Origin of the sequence: Streptomyces sp. ICN903 (assembly GCF_022015835.1) — a bacterium.
Lineage (GTDB): Bacteria > Actinomycetota > Actinomycetes > Streptomycetales > Streptomycetaceae > Streptomyces > Streptomyces fenghuangensis.
Genome location: NZ_JAKMAY010000108.1, coordinates 1 through 17,441 on the forward strand (window position 1 = coordinate 1; position 17,441 = coordinate 17,441).

Consider the following 17,441-nt stretch of genomic DNA (forward strand, 5'->3'; position numbering starts at 1 on the left):
GGCAGGGCACACGGAAGTCGTACATGACCCCATCGTCCCCCCTCCCGTTGTGCGGGCGGGACCACCCCCGCCCGCGGAGTAGGCCGGCCGGCACGAAGACGGGCGGGCGCGCCGGACGGATCATCGGGGGCACAGCGATCGAAAGGAGAGGTTCGCGCCATGGCTTCCTCCGTCTTCGGTGCCCGCCCGGGCAGCGTCGCCGTCGTCGGCGCCGGGATGGTCGGACTGTCCACCGCCTGGTTCCTGCGGGACCACGGGGTGGAGGTCACGGTGTACGACCGCGAGGGCGTGGCCGCGGGAGCGTCGCAGGGCAACGCCGGATGGCTGACACCCGGCCTGGCCACCCCGCTGCCCGAACCCGCCGTGCTCAGGTACGGGCTGCGCGCGGTGCTCAGCCCTTCCTCGCCGGTCTACGTCCCTCCCAGCGCCAGCCCCGCCCTGATCAGGTTCCTGACCGGGTTCGCCCGCCACAGCACCACCGCCCGGTGGCGGCGGGCGATGGGCGCGCTCGTCCCGGTCAACCGGCTGGCCCTGGAGAGTTTCGACCTCCTGGCCCGAGGCGGGGTCGCGGAGCCGACCGCCGAGGCCAAGACCTTCGTCGCGGCGTACCGCACCGCGCGCGAGCGCGGCGTCCTGCTGGAGGAACTCGAACACATCCGCTCCGCCGGCCAGGACATCGACTTCGACCTCCTCGACGGCGACGCGGCCCGTGAGGCGGAGCCGTGCCTGTCGCCGCGGATCGGTGCGGCGGTCCGCCTGCACGGGCAGCGCTACATCGACCCCGGCGCGTTCGTGCGCGCACTGGCCGACTCCGTCCGCGCCCGCGGCGGCGAGATCCGCACCGGCGCGGCGGTGACCGGGGTGTACGACCGCGCCGGCGGCGTGAGCGTCGAACTCTCCGACGGCACCGGCGGGCGGTTCGACGCGGTCGTCCTGGCAGGCGGGGTCCACCTCGGAGAGCTCGGCCGGAGGTTCGGTGTCCGCCGTGTGGTGCAGGCGGGCCGCGGATACAGCTTCAGCGTCCCGGTGGAGCGGGCACCGGCCGGACCGGTCTACTTCCCGGCCCAGCGGGTGGCCTGCACACCGCTGGGGGACCGGCTGCGGGTCGCGGGGATGATGGAGTTCCGCCGCCCCGACGCGCCGCTGGACCGCCGCAGGATCAGGGCCATCACCGATGCCGCGCGGCCCCTGCTGGAGGGCGCCGACCTGGAGGCGCGCCGGGACGAGTGGGTCGGCTCCCGACCCTGCACGGCCGACGGCCTGCCGCTGATCGGGGCCACCCGCTCGCCGCGCGTCTTCGCCGCCGGAGGACACGGCATGTGGGGCATCACCCTGGGGCCGGTCACGGGCCGGCTGCTCGCGGAGCGGGTGGCCACCGGCCGGGAGCCCGCCGAGCTGGCACCGTTCGACCCGCTGAGGTGACCCCGCCGCACCGCGACCGGGGAGCGGGGCAGGCCCACCGGTCACACCGGCCCGCGGCGCCCGGAGCGGGGTCGGCTGCACACCGCCGCCCGGCGGAAATGGGGCCTGCCCCCGATGGCCGGGGGCGGGCCCTTCGGCCAGGATGAGGTGCGACGGCCGGCGGCACGCCGCGGCAGCGCCGTACCGGCATCTGCCCGACGCAGGCCGGGTTCCGTTTCCCGTGTGCCCCGCGGGGGGTGTGGAAGGTGAGGTCGTGAACCACCAGGTCGCCGGCGGCGGTGCGGTCCTGCCCACAGGCCGGGGGGACGCAACGGCGACCGGCTCCGAATCCGCGATGCTCTCCGCGCACCGCTTCCCCGCCTGGCCGGTGTGCCGCAGATGCCCGGGAATCGCCATCGACCTGGGCAGCGCCCGTACCCGGGCCTGGACGCAGGGCCGCCGCAGCGTCATCGACGCGCCCACCGTGACCTTCCCGGGCAGGGGTCTCACCCATCCCGTCCAGCGGGGCACCATCATCGACGCCGACGGCACCGGCCGGCTGCTGGAGCGCCTGCTGGGCGGCCGCACCCCCCGCCTCGCCCGCCCGGTGGTCGCCATCACCACTCCGGTCCTCAGCGACCGGCGCCACCACACCGCCGCGGTCGAGGCACTGGGAGTGCTGCGGCCCCGCACGGTGCTGTCCGTCGAGAGCGTCAGGGCCATCGCACTGGGGGTGCGCGCGGATCTGTCCCGTCCACTGCTGGTGGTGGACGTCGGAGCGCACATCACCGAGGTGGCCCTGCTGGTCGACGGTGTCGTGAGCGCCGCGCGCAGGACCGCCCTGGGCACCAGCGACCTCGACACGACCCCCTCGCGCGAGCTGGTGGCCCAGACCGCCGCGATGGTCACCGGCATGCTGCACGGCAGCCGCGTGCCGTACCTCGTCGACGCGCTGGAACGCGGCCCGCTGGTGGGCGGCGGGGGAGCCCTGCGGCCGGAGGTGACCTACCAGCTCTCCGTGCGGCTCAACACCTGTGTACGGCCCGCTCCCCAGCCGCACATCGCGGCGCTGCGCGGAGCCGCCGAGGCACTGCGCTCCACCCGTTCGCACCACCACTGAAAGGGGCCGGAGGGGGACGGCCCCCGGAACGGTCCGGGCCCGGCACCCCCTGAAGCGGGGATGCCGGGCCCGTGGGGGCGCGCCGGGGTCAGGCGGGGCGGATGTTCTCCGCCTGCGGGCCCTTCTGGCCCTGGGTGACGTCGAACTCGACCTTCTGGCCCTCGTGCAGCTCGCGGTAACCCTGGGCCGCGATGTTGGAGTAGTGGGCGAAGACGTCGGGGCCGCCGCCCTCCTGCTCGATGAAGCCGAAGCCCTTCTCACTGTTGAACCACTTCACGGTGCCCTTGGCCATGACCGTCTCCTTCTCCTTGAGGGGACCGGACCCGCCTTGCGGGCCCGGGAGGTGATCGCCCTGGTCCGGAGGTGAGCTGAACAGCGAGAACGCCCGTGATCGTGACCACGGGCGAACGAGACTTCGGAACCACGACTGCTGTTCTCGACGCTACACCGCACGGTCGGCGGCCGCTACCGACACGGCCGGGCGTACCCCGATGGGCCGTACGGGCCGGCCCGTCGGCCGGCCGAACCGACGGGAGCCGCCCCTGGCCGGCGCCGCCCTCCACGGCTGCCGCGCTTCCGGCCGTTGTCGTCGCACCCCCGGTGAGGGCGGTACCGGGTGAGTGATCAGAATAGGGGGTGCTTAACATATGAGCACCGCCTAGCTCGAAAGATGAACCTGTGACTACCACCGTGGACTCGTTCACCAACTGGAAGAACCGCGAGGAGATCGCGGAGTCGATGATCCCGATCATCGGGAAGCTGCACCGGGAGCGGGACGTCACGATCCTGCTCCACAGCCGCTCCCTGGTGAACAAGTCGGTGGTCAGCATCCTCAAGACCCACCGGTTCGCCCGGCAGATCGCCGGCGAGGAGCTCTCCGTCACCGAGACGCTGCCGTTCCTGCGGGCTCTCACCACACTCGACCTCGGCCCCTCCCAGATCGACATCGGCATGCTCGCCGCGACGTACAGGGCCGACGGCCGAGGGCTGTCGGTGGAGGAGTTCACCGCCGAGGCCGTCGCCGGCGCCACGGGAGAGAACAAGATCAAGTGCCGCGAGCCGCGCGATGTGGTCCTCTACGGCTTCGGCCGCATCGGCCGCCTCCTCGCCCGCCTGCTCATCGAGAAGACCGGCTCCGGAAACGGCCTGCGGCTGCGCGCCATCGTCGTCCGCAAGGCCGCCGGCCAGGACCTGGTCAAGCGCGCCTCCCTGCTGCGCCGCGACTCCATCCACGGCCAGTTCCAGGGCACGATCACCGTCGACGAGGCGAACAACAAGATCATCGCCAACGGCAACGAGATCCAGGTCATCTACTCCGACGACCCGACGGCGGTGGACTACACCGCGTACGGCATCAAGAACGCCATCCTCATAGACAACACGGGCAGGTGGCGCGACCGGGAGGGTCTGTCCAAGCACCTGCGCCCCGGCGTCGACAAGGTCGTCCTGACCGCTCCGGGCAAGGGCGACGTCCCCAACATCGTCCACGGCGTCAACCACGAGACGATCAAGCCGGACGAGCGGATCCTGTCCTGCGCGTCGTGCACCACCAACGCGATCGTGCCGCCGCTGAAGGCGATGGCCGACGAGTACGGCGTCCTGCGCGGCCACGTCGAGACCGTCCACTCGTTCACCAACGACCAGAACCTGCTGGACAACTACCACAAGTCCGACCGCCGCGGCCGCTCGGCGCCGCTCAACATGGTCATCACCGAGACCGGCGCCGCCTCCGCCGTCGCCAAGGCGCTGCCCGACCTCGACGCGAAGATCACCGGCAGCTCGATCCGCGTTCCCGTGCCGGACGTCTCGATCGCGATCCTCAACCTCCAGCTCGCCCGCGAGACCACCCGCGAGGAGGTCCTCGACTACCTCCGCAACGTGTCGCTGACCTCGCCGCTCAAGCGCCAGATCGACTTCATCAGCGCCCCCGACGCGGTCTCCAGCGACTTCATCGGCTCGCGCAACGCCTCGATCGTCGACGCCGGCGCCACCAAGGTCGAGGGCGACAACGCGATCCTCTACCTGTGGTACGACAACGAGTTCGGCTACTCCTGCCAGGTCGTCCGCGTCGTGCAGCACGTCTCCGGGGTCGAGTACCCCACCTACCCCGCTCCGGCGGTCTGACCCCGGCGTTCGGCCCTTGCGCCCCGCCCGCCCGGCCCGGTGGTCCGGCGGGCGGGGCGCCTCGCGCGGCGCCGGTCGCGACGGGCGGGTCCGGTTCCGGGCAATCGCTTGTCGAACGTCTTCTCCTCGTCCTCCCTATTGACCTGCCAAAAGCGCGCTCTTAGCGTGGCAAGCGCTTTCTGTTCTCTGTGTCGAAAGCCACACCGCCATGCCTGCCGCGCAGGCGTCCCCCCACGGAAGGGCGATGTCCCGATGAGACCGACAACCCCGCTGTCCTTACTGGCCTGCGCCACCCTGGCGGCCGGCGTCGCCGTGGCACTGCCCGGCGCCACGGCGACGGCCGCACCGGTCCGCCACGAGGCCGAGCGCGCCCCCGCCACCTGCGACGGCACCATCGACTCCGAACACGCCGGCTACTCCGGAACGGGCTTCTGCAACGGCCGCAACGCCGTGGGCGCGGCCGTCCGGTTCACGGTGGACGCCCCGCGGGCCGGCACCGCGACGCTGACGGTCCGCTTCGCCAACGGAACCACCGCCGCACGGCCCGCGGACATCGAGGTGAACGGCTCGGCGGTCACCTCGGCGTCGTTCGAGAGCACCGGCGTGTGGGACGGCTGGACGACGAAGACGCTCACGGTGCCGGTGAGGCAGGGCGGCAACACCATCCGGCTCAGCCCCACAGGCACCGGCGGCCTGCCCAACATCGACTACCTCGACGCCGAGGTGGACGGCACCGGCACCACGCCGCCGCCCCCGGGCCCGGTGCTGTACGTGGCGCCGAACGGCAGCGCCGACGCCCCGGGTACGGAGTCCGACCCGACGACGCTCACCTCGGCGATCAGCCGCGTCACCCCCGGCGGGACGATCCGCCTGCGCGGCGGCACCTACCGCTTCTCGCAGACGGTCACCATCGCGCAGGGCAACGACGGCACACCGGGCGACCGCACGGAGCTGTCCGCCTACCCGGGTGAGACGCCGGTGCTGGACTTCTCGGCGCAGAGCGAGAGCTCGTCGAACCGCGGACTCGCGGTCAACGGGTCGTACTGGCATCTCAAGGGCCTCGTCGTCCAGCGGGCCGGCGACAACGGCATCTTCGTCGGCGGCAGCCACAACGTCATCGAGCGCACGGTGACGCGCTTCAACCGCGACACGGGTCTGCAGCTCTCGCGGATGTCCTCCTCCACCCCCCGCGACCAGTGGCCCTCCCACAACCTCGTCCTGAGCGCGCGGTCGCACGACAACGCCGACTCCGACGGCGAGGACGCCGACGGCTTCGCCGCGAAGCTCACCTCCGGCCCCGGGAACGTCTTCCGCCACGCGGTGGCCCACAACAACATCGACGACGGCTGGGACCTCTACACCAAGGACGAGACCGGGCCCATCGGCGCGGTGACCATCGAGGACTCCCTCGCCTACGGGAACGGCACCCTCAGCGACGGCACCCAGAACTCCAGCGGCGACCGCAACGGCTACAAGCTCGGCGGCGAGGACATCGGGGTCGACCACGTCATCCGGCGCAGCATCGCCTACGACAACGGCAAGCACGGGTTCACCTACAACAGGAACCCCGGCACGATGACGATGTCGGACAACATCAGCATCGACAACGCCCAGCGCAACTACTCCTTCGACGCCGGCACCTCGGTGTTCCGGAACAACGTCTCGTGCCGCAGCGGCAGCGGGTCCAACGACAAGACGGTCGGCGACGCCGACGGCTCGAACCAGTTCTGGTCCGGCTCGAACGGCTCCCGGTGCTCCTCGTACGCCGGTGCGATGAGCTGGTCCTTCGCCTCCGACGGACGCCTGGTCGTGTCCTTCGGCGGCAGGGCGGCGACGCCGTGACCGCTGTCCGCCGGCCCGTCGGCCGAACGGGGTGAGGCCGCAGGCCCCATCGGTGCAGGCCCCATCGGCGCAGACCCCGCGGCCGTCCGTGCGCGCACGGACGGCCGCGGGGCCTGTACCGGGGCGGAAGACGGTGCCCGCTGCCGACCGGGCCCTCAGCCGTCCGCGGCGGCCGCCAGCCGCAGATGGGGGCGGGCCTCCTCGTCGCGGCCCTGGCGCTCCAGGGTGCGCCCGTACAGCATTCGCAGGTACAGGTCGCCCGGGAACTCCCCGACCAGTGATTCCAGAACGGCCCCGGCCCGCTTCAGCTGGGCGGAGGCGAAGTAGGCCCGGGCGGCCAGCAGCCGGACCCCGCGATCCTCGCCGAACTCCTCCAGCAGCGGACGGAGCATCACCAGGGCTCCCAGCGGGTCGCGCCGGTCCATGAGCGACTCGGCCCACCGCATCCGCTCGACCTCGGCGGGGACGGGGCGCTCGCGCCCGCCGCCGCGCAGGAAGTCCGCGATCGCCTCCGGCGGCTGGGCACCCGCCAGCGCCCGGCCGCCCACGACGAGGGTGGGTGAGGTGCGCACCCCCCGGGCCCTGCCCTGGAGCAGCAGTTCGCGTACGAGGGTCTCGCCCGCGCCGCCCTCCAGAAGCCTCGCGCCGAGGGGGAAGCCGGCCGCCGCGGCCACCTCGCCGAGGACCGCCCGGTCGCCGATGTCCAGGCCCTCGACGAAGTTCGCCCGCAGCACGCCCTCGGCCACGGCGTCCTGCACGGACGGGCCGCCGTGCTCGTGGGCCAGGGCGATGAGCCGGTGGGCGTCGTGGCTGCTGACGCGCCATTTGGAACCCCAGGGCGGTCCCAGGCCCTCGCGGGCGGCCACCTGTGAGATCCGTACCCGGTTCCGCTCCGGGGACAGTCCAGGCGCGCAGGCGCGCAGCGCCTCGTCCATGAGGGGGTCGCGCAGCGCCTCCTCCAGCGGAACGGCCCGGGCCGGTGCGGTCGGGTCGATCCGGAAGGGCCGCCAGACGACCTCTGTGTCACTCCTGTCCGCCAGTGCCCGCTCCAGGCGCCGCTTGCCGATGTACGTCCACGCGCAGACGACGTCCGCCCAGATCTCGATTCGCATGCCGCAAGACTAGCCAACGGAGGTCGCTTAAGCAACGCATGTTGTTTAGACGACTCCGGTCGTCCGGAACCGCCGCCCGGCTCCGGTCCCGTGCGCGGACCCGGTCACCGGGCGACACAAGTCGCTTAAGCGCCGCTTGTCGCACGATCGATATGCTGGCGGGCATGCCGAAGCAGAGGACCCTCCCCGCCGACCGTGTGGATCCTCGTGTACTGCGGACCCGTGCTCTGCTCCGGGAGGCGGCGCTGGCGATCGCCGCGGAACGGGATGTCGAATCCATGACCATCGCCGACATCGCGGAACGCGCCACGGTCAACCGCGCGACCGTCTACCAGCACTACCGCGACCGGGACGCCCTGCTCCTGGACGCCATGGAGGAGGAGGTCGGCCGGCTCGCCCGCGCGGCCGCCCGGTGCCCGCTCACACACCCGGCGCAGTGCGCCCCGGGCGAACTGGCGCAACTGTTCCGTCATGTGGAGACGAACGCGACCCTGTACCGGCGGATGCTCGGCCCCGGGGGGTCCGCGCGCTTCGTCAACCGGCTCAGGGAGCTGCTGGCCGAGGAGGTGGCGGCCCAGCTGGGGGCGGCCGGTGGCGACGGCGGGAACGGGGGCGCGACCGCTCCACTCCTGGAGCTGCGCGCCCACTACCTGGCCGGGGCCTTCGTCGGGGTGTTCACCCGATGGGTCGCCATGCCCGGCAGGCCCACCGCGGAGCAGGCCGCCGAGGAGGTGTGGGGGCTCCTGCGCGGGGCGTCCCCCGACCGCGGGGCCGCTGACCCGCCGTAGGCGCCCCCGGCGGCGACACCGCCGGGGGCGTCCGGCGACCGGTCACTCCAGAGCGGTGACGGACGAGGCGGACAGGCCGGCGGCGGCCATCTCCTCCCCGGTGAGGGGAGGCCCGCCGAGTTTCGGTCGGCGGGGCCCGCGGAGCGCGGCGAGGGACAGCCGGGGGTCGCCCAGGACGGACGCCGTGCGCTCGAGGGAGGTGACATCGGTGATGCGGCGGGCCACCCAGCCGTTGCCGGTCGCGGTGTGGAGCAGCCGGCTGATGTAGGCGGACGCGAGCTTGTCCCGGAAGGTGGGACCGTGCTCGGTGGCACCCGGGTAGAGCACGTCCTGACCGACGGCCAGGATCCACGCGGCGTCCACCGGCCCGGCCACGGCCCTCTGGACGTGCCGCGCCAGCCCCGGGGCGTCCCATCCATGGCGCCCGACCGTGTCGCGCAGGGCGACGGCGCTCTGGGCCGCGGTGGACATCCCGTGCCCGTAACTGGGGTTGTAGGCCGCCAGGGCGTCACCGAGGACGGCGAACCCCTCGGGCCAGCGGCGCATCCGCTCGTAGTAGCGGCGGTAGTTGGCGGTGGCGCGGGTGAGGGTGACCCCGGTCAGGGGTTCGGCGTCCGCGATGAGCCGGCCGATCAGCGGATGCCGTGGCGCCCGTAGGGCGAAGTCCACGAAGGCGTCGCTCTCTTTGACGGGCTCGCCCCCGCGGGTACCGGAGAGGGTCACGAGCCAGCGCCCGTCCTCGATCATGATGAGCAGGGCGCCCTGCCCGGGGGCCCGCCGGGGATCGGCCTGGACGAAGACGGTGGGGAAACGCCCCAGGGCGCGCACGGCCGGGGGAGCCCGGAAGACACGGCTGGCGTAGACGAGGCCCGGGTCGATCCTCCGCTCGGCCGGAGTGGGCAGCCCCAACTCCCGCAGCCAGGAGGACGCGCGCGAGGCGCGGCCGGTGGCGTCGACGACCAGGTCCGCGGTGAGCCGCTCCTCCCCGCCGTCCGCCCGGCGGACGCGGACGCCGGTGACCGCGGTCGCGTCGCCGAGCAGACCTTCGGCCGTGGCGCCCTCCAGGACGGTGACGCGCTCATGGCCGAGGACCTGCCGGCGCACGGTCCAGTCGAGCAGCTCGCGGCTGCACAGAAGCGTGTGGTGGGACTCCTCCCAGCGGCGGAACCACCCCCGCGGGCTGAGGACGACCATGTCGGTGGGCACCGGCACGTGGTGCGCTCCGCGCCCCCTGAGCAGATCGGCGGTGCCGGGCAGCAACTCCTCGACGGCCCTGGCACCGCCGGACCACAGCACATGGGTGTGCTGCGCCTGGGGCAGCCCCCTGCGGGGCCCGGGCCCTTCGGGCAGGGTGTCGCGCTCCACGACGGTGACGGTCGCGAAGTCGGCCAGCGCGCGGGCCGCGAGCATGCCGGCCAGGCTGCCGCCGAGGACTACCGCGGACCTCGCGGATCTCATGGGGCGGGGGTGTCGTTCCATGCGGCGGGTGTGCTCTCCGACCTGGCGGCCGCGCTGCGACGGACCGCCTCGACGATGCTGGGACGGCGCAGTGCCCCGGAGACGGCTTCGACGTCGCGGAGCAGGTTGTCGGGACTCCTCCACTCGGCGCCCCTGCCCGGGTCCTCCGCGCGGGCGGCGATGGCGGCGGAGACGGCCACGGCACCGGCGACGCCTTCGGCCTCCCGAGGGGTGAGCCGCCTGCCCAGCAACTCCCAGAGCAGGGGGTCGGGGTCGAGGGCCGCCCGGCGGGCCCGGCGGTGCAGCTCGTGGTCCAGAAAGGGGGCCAGGGTGTAGAGGCTGTCCCGTATCTCCTTCTCCCTGATCGTCAGGGAGGTGTGGATGTCCGGCTTGCCGACGAGCGTGGAGGGCCCGGTCGGCACATGCTCCTTCAGCAGCCGGCACAGGGGCAGGAGCCTGCGGTGGCGGAGGGCGGCCCGCCAGAACTCGTAGGCCGCCTGGCCCGCGTGAGGGACCAGGAAGCCCGCGCCGACCAGGATGGAGCCGATGGCGCCGGCCAGCGGGGCGGCCTGGGTGCTGAGCCAGTCCAGGTCGTGGCCGCCCCACCGGCCGACGACCGCGGTGAGCTTGAAGCCGTTGAAGGCGAGGGTGGCGATGTAACCGGTGCCCATGAGCAGCAGTCCGGTGCGGAGCCAGGCGTCGACGCGGCGCACCCGGCGTTCCCACGACCACAGCAGCACGAAGTTGACGGTGTTGGCGACGGTGTGGGCCACGATGTAGAGCGTGATCATCTCGCGCAGATACGGCTCGTCGGCGTAGTACGTGTCGAAGTCGCGCAGGCGCTCGACAGCGGGGTCACCGAGGGCGAAGAGCACCCACAGCGCGACGATGACCAGCGAGTACACGGCGATGACCCACCGCATCACGCGGCCGGCCGACGCGGTGGTCCCGTCCCGCCACGCGGTGAGCATCAGCAGGCAGCAGGCGCTGAACGCGGTGAGCAGGCTGTAGACCCAGGGCGCCGCGATGTTGGTCACGCCGGTGGTCCGGTTGATCAGCGCGATGCTCTGGGGCGCCGCGGAGGCGAGGACGAGGAAGGCCATGACCAGCAGGAGACTCGCCACGCGGAGCAGCGACTCGTGCCGCGCGCGGATGGTGGACCGCATCTTGAGGAACAGGGGCAGCAGCGCCACTACCGCCGCGAGGTAGTAGATGTGGGGGATGACGTCTTCGGAGGCGTCCATGGGTGGTCCGGCCGCCTCACCGGGGGCCGAGAGTGGTCCGCAGCCGGGTCACGACCGCGTCGGTACGGGCAGGGCGGGGGACGGCCAGCGGGTCGTCCACGAGCCATCTGCGGAAATCCCGGTACAGGCGCACGCCGAACGCCTCGGCCTCCCCCTCCTCCCGCGCGTCGCAGTGGCTGCGCGCCGCCGCGCACAGCACCGTGCCGTCGCCGGGGTACAGCGTGCGGGCGGCGGCCGTGCCGCCTTCCACACCGCTCGGGTAGCTGCTGTGGCCCCGGTGCAGGTGCCACAGCTCGTGACCCACGATGATCGGTTTCTGCGGGGCGTCCACCCTGCGCTCGACGAGGATCACGTCCCGCTCCTCCAGGGACAGCATCAGGCCGGTGATGCCGCCCGCCTCGCGCGGCAGTTCCTCGACCCTCAGCTCCAGGGGGCGGCCCCGGAGCGCGCCCATCTCCCGGCACAGCGCCCGGCACAGCGACTCCGCGTCCGTCGGCACCTGCAGCCCGGGATCGCGGCTGAGGCCGTCCATGAGCCGGCGGGCGAGCTCGTCCATGGCCTTCCGGGTGCTCCTGCCGATGCCCCTGCGCTCTCTGCCCTCCCGCGTCATCGTCCGGGCTCCGAGTCCGCGACGAAGTCGACGACGAACCTGGCGATGGCCTCCCGCTGGGCGATGGTGAGGGCGGGCCCGCCGCCGCGGGCGGCGATCGCCCTGGCGCCGTGCTCCCCGACGAGAGCGGCCAGGGGGTCGTCGAGTCCCCTCCCGGCCGGCTCCGACTCCAGCCGGCCCACGACCGGCCGCAGTTCACGGGTCAGCGCGTCGCGGGGAGGGTCGGTGAAGAACGTCAGCGACACCCCGAAGTAGTCGGCCAGCGCGGCGAGATGCGGCACATTGGGGCACTTCCCGCCCTGGAGGAGGCTGCGGGCCCAGGCGCCGGTCACCCCCAGGCGGGCCGCCACCTCGCCGACGATGTCGGCCGGCCTCCTCCCGCTTTCCTTCAGAAGCCGCTCGTACAGGAAGTTCACCCGTCGGGGAGCGGTCTCGCCCACCTTGCGCTCCCGCACCCTCCCGCCCCTCAGCAGGGTGCGGATCTCCCTGGTGCCGAGGCCGGTGGCGGCCGACAGCTCACCGAGGTCCAGGACGTCGTCGCGGGTGAGTCCCCTGCTCTCCGACAGCGCGTCCAGGCGCTCCAGAACCTCGTTCAAGGGGTTGTGAGAGGCCTCGGTCACCATGCCCTCCGAACGGTCGTCACCCGATGGTAATCCGAGACTACGGCCTGTGCCGCGGCCAGGGCCATTCTCCGCAACGATCGTTGCCGGACGGAGAACTGACGTTGGCGTCCGTGCAGCGCCTGAAGGCGGCGGCACGGACGCCGACGTCAGCACAGGGAGAGCACCGGGCCGTCCGCGCCGCGACGGGCGGTGAGAACGACCCCACTGCGGTCGCACCGTACAGACTGCACGCCAGGGGTGTTCGACAACACGGTGACACCGGGGACGCGTGCCCGCTCGGCGGTGGACGTCCGGTCCGCGCCGGGCAGTACCAGGCACGCGTAGGCGGCGCCCTGCGGCCGTGGTCCGTGGTCGAAGCCGATGTGGAACACCTCCGCCGACAACCGCTCGGAGGAACCGGTCGTGGTGACGTCCGACCAGGCACCCGCGCGACGCTCCACCCGCGCGCGGAGCGAGCCGTGATCGGACAGCGGCACGTAACCGATACGGCCGTGGTGCACCCAGCGGGGCCCGCCGGGGTGGGAGCCGATGGCCGGCGGGCCTTCCGCGAGCCGCTGGTCGACGGTGGTGAGCACCCGGTGCCCGGCCGACGGAGCGGTGATGCCGGTGCCGAGCGCGACGAAGAGGTCGTCGAAGCAGAACCAGGCTTTCCAGCCGTCCGTGAACCGGTCCGTGCCCGCCAGCCGCATCACGGCGACGCCGTACCGGCCGTCGGACCAAACGCCGCTGTCCGGCGACGCGCCGCGTTCACCGTGAGGCCGGGGGGACAGGGATTCCGGGTCGGGGCACTGCTCGGCCGTGATGCCCGGGAGCCGGGCCCAGTGCCACAGGGGCAGCACGGCACGGTAGCCGTCCTCCGCGCCACCGCCGACCCGGACAGCGGCCACACCGTCGCCCAGGTGCCGGCCGCGCAGGTTCTCCCCGTTGAGACTCTCGGTGGGAACGGTGCGGGTGGAGGACACACGCACCGACACCGACCAGGTGGGCCGGCGGTGCACCAGGTAGTCCGAGCGGGTAAAGGCACGGCAGCCGACCGGACCGGCCGCTCCGGCGGGGGAGACGCCCGCCCGTACCGCGGCCAGGCGGGCGTCGAACGCGGCCAGTTCCTTCCGCCGGGGCGCGTCGGCGTCCAGCAGCCTGCGGATCACGGTGCGCAGCGAGCCGTCTGCCCGGTGAGCCTCGGCGCGGGTGACCTCGCGGCCCATGGTGGTGAAGTCGAAGCCTTCCCCGTGCACCGCCCACTGCTGGCCGTCCAGGAGGAAGTCGGTGAACAGGCCGACCTCACGCGCGCCGAAGGCCCACGGGGTGCCGTGCACCGCGTGGATCCACAAGGACAGGTCGGCCGCCAGGGAGGCGCCGTAGCCGCCGGAGTACAGCTGCGGTCCATGCTGGTGGAAGCTGAAGTCCTCCTGAATGCCCTCGCCGTCGGTCGTCCGCAGTACCGCCGACATGCGGCGGACGGCCGAAGCGGTCAGCTCGCCGTCGCCCAGCAGGAGACCGCGGCGCAGCACGATCCCCTGGGCCCAGACGAGGTTCTGCCCGGTCATCTCCACCGGACCCGCGCGATCGGCGAGCCACCGCCCCCAGTGGGCGCGCTGCCGGGCGCCCAGCCGGTCGGCCAGCGCCAGGAGGAGGTCACCGACCAGGCACGGCACGCCGATCTCGTTGTACCACCAGTTGCCGCTGCGGGGATCGGCGCGGTACCACGCCTCCAGGGCGCTCAGGGCTGCGGCCCGGTGCTCCTGCCGGGGTGAGAGCGCCAGCGCCAAGGCCCGCGACAGGTGCTCCAGCGGCGGGAAGTCCGATCCGTCCGCATGGTGGGCGTAGTCGACGTCCGGCCAGGTGCCGTCGGGTGTGAGCGGGCCGATGAGCGCTTCGGCCGCGTCCGCGGCGGCGCCCGCGCCGGTGTCCGCGAGTTCCCGCAGCAGGCGGGTTCGGACGGTCTCCACGGGATGCATACCGCCACGATGCCCCGTCGGCGAGGCCGCGGGAAACGGATTTCCGTTCGGCGGGGCCGCACACCCCGTCCGTGCCCCGGAGCCGCGGGGGCGGACGGTCGTGAACGCGGCGCGCGGGTGCCGGGAACACCGCCGCCCGTCCGGGGCCGGAGGGTACCGGGCCCGGACGGGCGGCGGGTCGTGCCGCTATCCGGCGTAGGTCTCGAACTCGGCGACCTTGGGGGTGCCGGACGAGCCGGTGATCTCGAACGTGATCTTGCGCAGCGATGTCTGCGGGAAGGTGATGACGCCCGCCCCGCTGCCCGAGGCCAGGACGGCGCCGGTGTCGTGGTTGACGACCCGCCAGGAACCGATGTCGCCCTCGGAGCCTGCCGCCTCCCTGATGTTGATCTTGGAGACGGTGGTGGCGGAGCCCCACTTGATCGAGATCGACCCGGTCGAGCCGGTGGGCGACCAGTAGGTGCTCATGTCACCGTCGCGCACATTGCCGTAGCTCGTTCCGCTCGCCTTGCCGGAACCGTCGGAGCCGGCCCCGATGCTGAGGTTGGTTCCACCGGGCTGGGACGGCGTGGGCGTGGGCGTGGGGTCGGTCGGCGTCGGTCCGGGGTCGGTCGGCGTCGGGGTCGGGTCCGGCGTCTGCGGCGAGCAGCTGCCGTCCGACACCTTCAGGCCCTTGCCCGCCCCCGCCGTCTGGCTCACGATGCCCGGCACGCAGTCGGCGCCGTCGAGGTCGTAGGAGTAGGGGATGCTGACGGTGGTGTTGGACTGCGGGTTCGGCCCGGCCGGGTTGTTGTCGCCGCTGCGGCTGGACCAGGTCACGTTGTCGAAGATGTTGCCGCCGACCTGCCAGTAGCCGGCCTCGTCGGTGTAGAAGGTCCCCAGGACGTCCTTGGAGTCCTCGAAGTAGTTGTTGTCCACCTTGGCGCGGGCCCCGGCACGGGAGTTGATGCCGGACTCGTGGATGTCCACGTAGTGGTTGTTGTAGATGTGGGCTATGCCGCCGCGCAGCAGGGGGAGGCGGGAGTCGATGTTCTCGTACAGGTTGTGGTGGTAGGTGACGAAGCCGTTGGAGCGGTCGCTCTCACTGGAGCCGACCAGGCCGCCGCGGCCGGAGTTGCGCAGGATGCTGTAGGACAGGGTCACGTACTTGGTGTCGTCCTTCATGTCGAAGAGGCCGTCGAACCCCGCCGACTCCCCGCCCGAGGCCTCCAGGGTGACGTGATCGACCCAGACGTTGCGGACGCCGCTCTCCATGCCGATGGCGTCACCGCCGTTGGACGTGGGCGAGCCCGACTTCTTGACGTTCTTGACCGTCACGTTCTGGATGATGATGTTGCTGGCCTCGCGGATGTGGATGCCCAGCTGGTCGAAGACGGCTCCACTGCCGACCCCGACGATCGTGACGTTGCTGATCTGCTTGAGCTCGATCTTGTCGGCGGCGGTGTTGCAGCTGTCGCCCGACACCTTGCTGGTGTTGCCGTGGTTGATGGTGCCCTCGACCTGGATGGTGATCGGGGTGCTGCTGCTGGCCCGGCTGCACAGGGCCTGGTGGATCGCGGTACCCGTGGTGGCCCGGACGGTCTGCCCGCCCGCACCGCCGGTGGTACCGCCGTTCTGAGTCGCGTAGCCGGTGGGGCCGCCGGGCGCCGCCGACGCCGCGGGCATCGTCAGGACCACGCCGGTCGCGGTCGCGAGCGCCATCGTGGCCAGCCCCGCGTAGAGCCGCAGTGCGACTGCTCGTCTCATCTCGTCTCCCATTTCCTCTTCGGGCGCTGAAAGGTGTCACTTAATGTCGTGTGCATGACATTCAACTGTCGGTGTCGCAGGTCCGCCGCCGGACGGGCCGGTGGCAGGCCTCGGGGGTGGATCCTCTCCTCGGTGTGGGGGGTCGGTGGTTCGCAGGGGGTGGGCCCCCGGGTCTCCGCGGCCGTGCTGCCGGCCGCCTCGCCGGACGGCGTCCGCGGGGCGTCGCCTTCCGTGAGGTGACCGCCCGGGCCGGCGGCGTGGCATGTCATCCGTTACGGGAGGCCGTCGCCGTCGAAACCGCCGTGGCCGGCGCGGTGCGTCTTCATCGTGGCGTATGCCCTTTCGCTTCGTGGCGCGTCGACATCCCGGTCGAAGCCTCCGTGGCGGAACGGTGGCGGCTTGCGTGCGAGGTCGCGGCGGGTGCCGTGGCGACCGCCTCCGGCGGAACGGATCCGATGAACGGGGAAAGCGCTTTCTTTCGGTGAGGATAGGGTGGCGTCCGATGGAATGGCAAGGCTCCGGAAGGTTGCGGAGTACACCCTTCCGTCCCGCCCGGCGGTCGTCGCCCGCGACCACCGCCGAAGGCCGTGGCGAGGTCCCGTACGTGACGGAACCCGCAAGCGTCGGCACGGTGCCAGGCCCGCCAACGACCCTGTGGGGCAAGGGGATTCAGTGGACGTGGCCGTGCGCCGGACTCATGGCCCGGCCCGGTTGGAGGCCGGGATCCGACCTGCCTCGCGGGTGCGCGACGCCGCCTGGAGGGCTTTCCGGAGGAGTGAGCCGCGTCTCACCGGGGCGGCCCGAGCTTGCCTATGCAACGAGTTGCATATCAGGATCGCGGTATGGCGCTCGAACACGCGATCCTCGTCTCCCTGCTGGAGAAGCCGGGTTCCGGCTACGAGCTGGCACGGCGGTTCGAGCGGTCCATCGGGTACTTCTGGACCGCCACCCACCAGCAGATCTACCGCGTCCTCAAGCGCATGGAGGCCGACGGCTGGATCGATGCGCGCGACGTGCCGCAGCGGGGCCGGCCGGACAAGAAGGAGTACTCGGTCTCGGCCGCGGGCCTGTCCGCCCTGACCGGGTGGCTCGATGAGCCGGTCCAGCCGGAGAGCGTCCGGCACGAACTCGCCGTGAAGGTCCGCGGAGCCGCCTTCGGCGAGCCGGCCGCCCTGATCGGCGAGGTCGAACGCCACCAGCGGATGCACCGGGACCGGCTCGCGCACTACCTGGCGGGGCAGCGGCGGGACTTCGGCGGGAGCGACACCGCCGGAGACCCCGGCGCCGAAGACCTCGACGCCGGACGGGAGCTCCAGCACGCGGTCCTCCGGGGAGGGATCGCCTACGAGCGGATGATGATCGCCTGGCTCGACGACGTGCTCGCCACCCTCCACCGGCTCTCCCCCCGCCGGCGC

General features: G+C 72.5%; 13 protein-coding genes and 1 pseudogene. 6 read left to right on the top strand and 8 right to left on the bottom strand.

The annotated features are described in order from the left end of the window. Positions 1-141: 141 nt before the first annotated feature. A pseudogene (locus L7D48_RS13575) lies at positions 142-1,422 on the top strand (NAD(P)/FAD-dependent oxidoreductase); the annotation flags it as partial. A 334-nt stretch (positions 1,423-1,756) separates the two neighbouring features. Then, entirely contained in the window at positions 1,757-2,521 is a 765-nt protein-coding gene (locus L7D48_RS13580) for a rod shape-determining protein (RefSeq protein ID WP_237879699.1), read from the top strand. 88 nt (positions 2,522-2,609) lie between these two features. Here L7D48_RS13580 and L7D48_RS13585 read toward each other — a convergent pair whose 3' ends face one another. After that, the gene (locus tag L7D48_RS13585; protein ID WP_093658049.1) at positions 2,610-2,813 is read right to left on the bottom strand and encodes a cold-shock protein; all 204 of its coding nucleotides are present in this window, start codon (positions 2,811-2,813) and stop codon (positions 2,610-2,612) included. A 386-nt stretch (positions 2,814-3,199) separates the two neighbouring features. Here L7D48_RS13585 and L7D48_RS13590 point away from each other — a divergent pair, with 386 nt between their 5' ends. Together L7D48_RS13590 and L7D48_RS13595 are read left to right on the top strand one after the other, a co-directional pair. Beyond that, positions 3,200-4,645 (top strand): glyceraldehyde-3-phosphate dehydrogenase, encoded by a 1,446-nt coding sequence (locus tag L7D48_RS13590; protein WP_237879688.1) that lies wholly within the window; start codon positions 3,200-3,202, stop codon positions 4,643-4,645. 252 nt (positions 4,646-4,897) lie between these two features. Then, positions 4,898-6,487: a carbohydrate-binding protein gene (locus tag L7D48_RS13595; protein WP_237879689.1), complete on the top strand. Its 1,590-nt coding sequence runs from the start codon at positions 4,898-4,900 to the stop codon at positions 6,485-6,487. Positions 6,488-6,642: 155 nt separating this feature from the next. Here the strand turns inward: L7D48_RS13595 and L7D48_RS13600 are convergent, their stop codons facing one another. After that, positions 6,643-7,599 (bottom strand): DsbA family oxidoreductase, encoded by a 957-nt coding sequence (locus tag L7D48_RS13600; RefSeq protein ID WP_237879690.1) that lies wholly within the window; start codon positions 7,597-7,599, stop codon positions 6,643-6,645. A 164-nt stretch (positions 7,600-7,763) separates the two neighbouring features. On the opposite strand from L7D48_RS13600, the gene L7D48_RS13605 reads away from it, so the two are divergent. Then, positions 7,764-8,387: a TetR/AcrR family transcriptional regulator gene (locus L7D48_RS13605; RefSeq protein WP_237879691.1), complete on the top strand. Its 624-nt coding sequence runs from the start codon at positions 7,764-7,766 to the stop codon at positions 8,385-8,387. Positions 8,388-8,429: 42 nt separating this feature from the next. Here L7D48_RS13605 and L7D48_RS13610 read toward each other — a convergent pair whose 3' ends face one another. The 6 genes from L7D48_RS13610 to L7D48_RS13635 form a co-directional block, all read right to left on the bottom strand. Next, entirely contained in the window at positions 8,430-9,845 is a 1,416-nt protein-coding gene (locus L7D48_RS13610) for an NAD(P)/FAD-dependent oxidoreductase (protein WP_237879692.1), read from the bottom strand. Next, positions 9,842-11,089, bottom strand: a complete 1,248-nt coding sequence (locus L7D48_RS13615; protein WP_237879693.1) for an MAB_1171c family putative transporter — start codon at positions 11,087-11,089, stop codon at positions 9,842-9,844. Before L7D48_RS13615 ends, L7D48_RS13610 begins: the two co-directional genes overlap by 4 nt. 16 nt (positions 11,090-11,105) lie before the next feature. Continuing rightward, entirely contained in the window at positions 11,106-11,645 is a 540-nt protein-coding gene (locus L7D48_RS13620) for a toxin-antitoxin system, toxin component family protein (RefSeq protein WP_237879694.1), read from the bottom strand. 50 nt (positions 11,646-11,695) lie between these two features. Continuing rightward, positions 11,696-12,295, bottom strand: a complete 600-nt coding sequence (locus tag L7D48_RS13625; protein ID WP_237879695.1) for a helix-turn-helix transcriptional regulator — start codon at positions 12,293-12,295, stop codon at positions 11,696-11,698. Positions 12,296-12,468: 173 nt separating this feature from the next. Then, positions 12,469-14,280 carry a polysaccharide lyase family 8 super-sandwich domain-containing protein gene (locus tag L7D48_RS13630; RefSeq protein WP_237879696.1) on the bottom strand — a complete coding sequence of 604 codons (1,812 nt, stop codon included), beginning with the start codon at positions 14,278-14,280 and terminating at the stop codon, positions 12,469-12,471. Positions 14,281-14,466: 186 nt separating this feature from the next. After that, the gene (locus L7D48_RS13635; RefSeq protein WP_237879697.1) at positions 14,467-16,026 is read right to left on the bottom strand and encodes a polysaccharide lyase family 1 protein; all 1,560 of its coding nucleotides are present in this window, start codon (positions 16,024-16,026) and stop codon (positions 14,467-14,469) included. 842 nt (positions 16,027-16,868) lie between these two features. Between L7D48_RS13635 and L7D48_RS13640 the strand changes: the two genes are divergently transcribed. Beyond that, on the top strand, positions 16,869-17,441 hold a 573-nt coding region (locus L7D48_RS13640; RefSeq protein ID WP_237879698.1), incomplete at its 3' end, for a PadR family transcriptional regulator.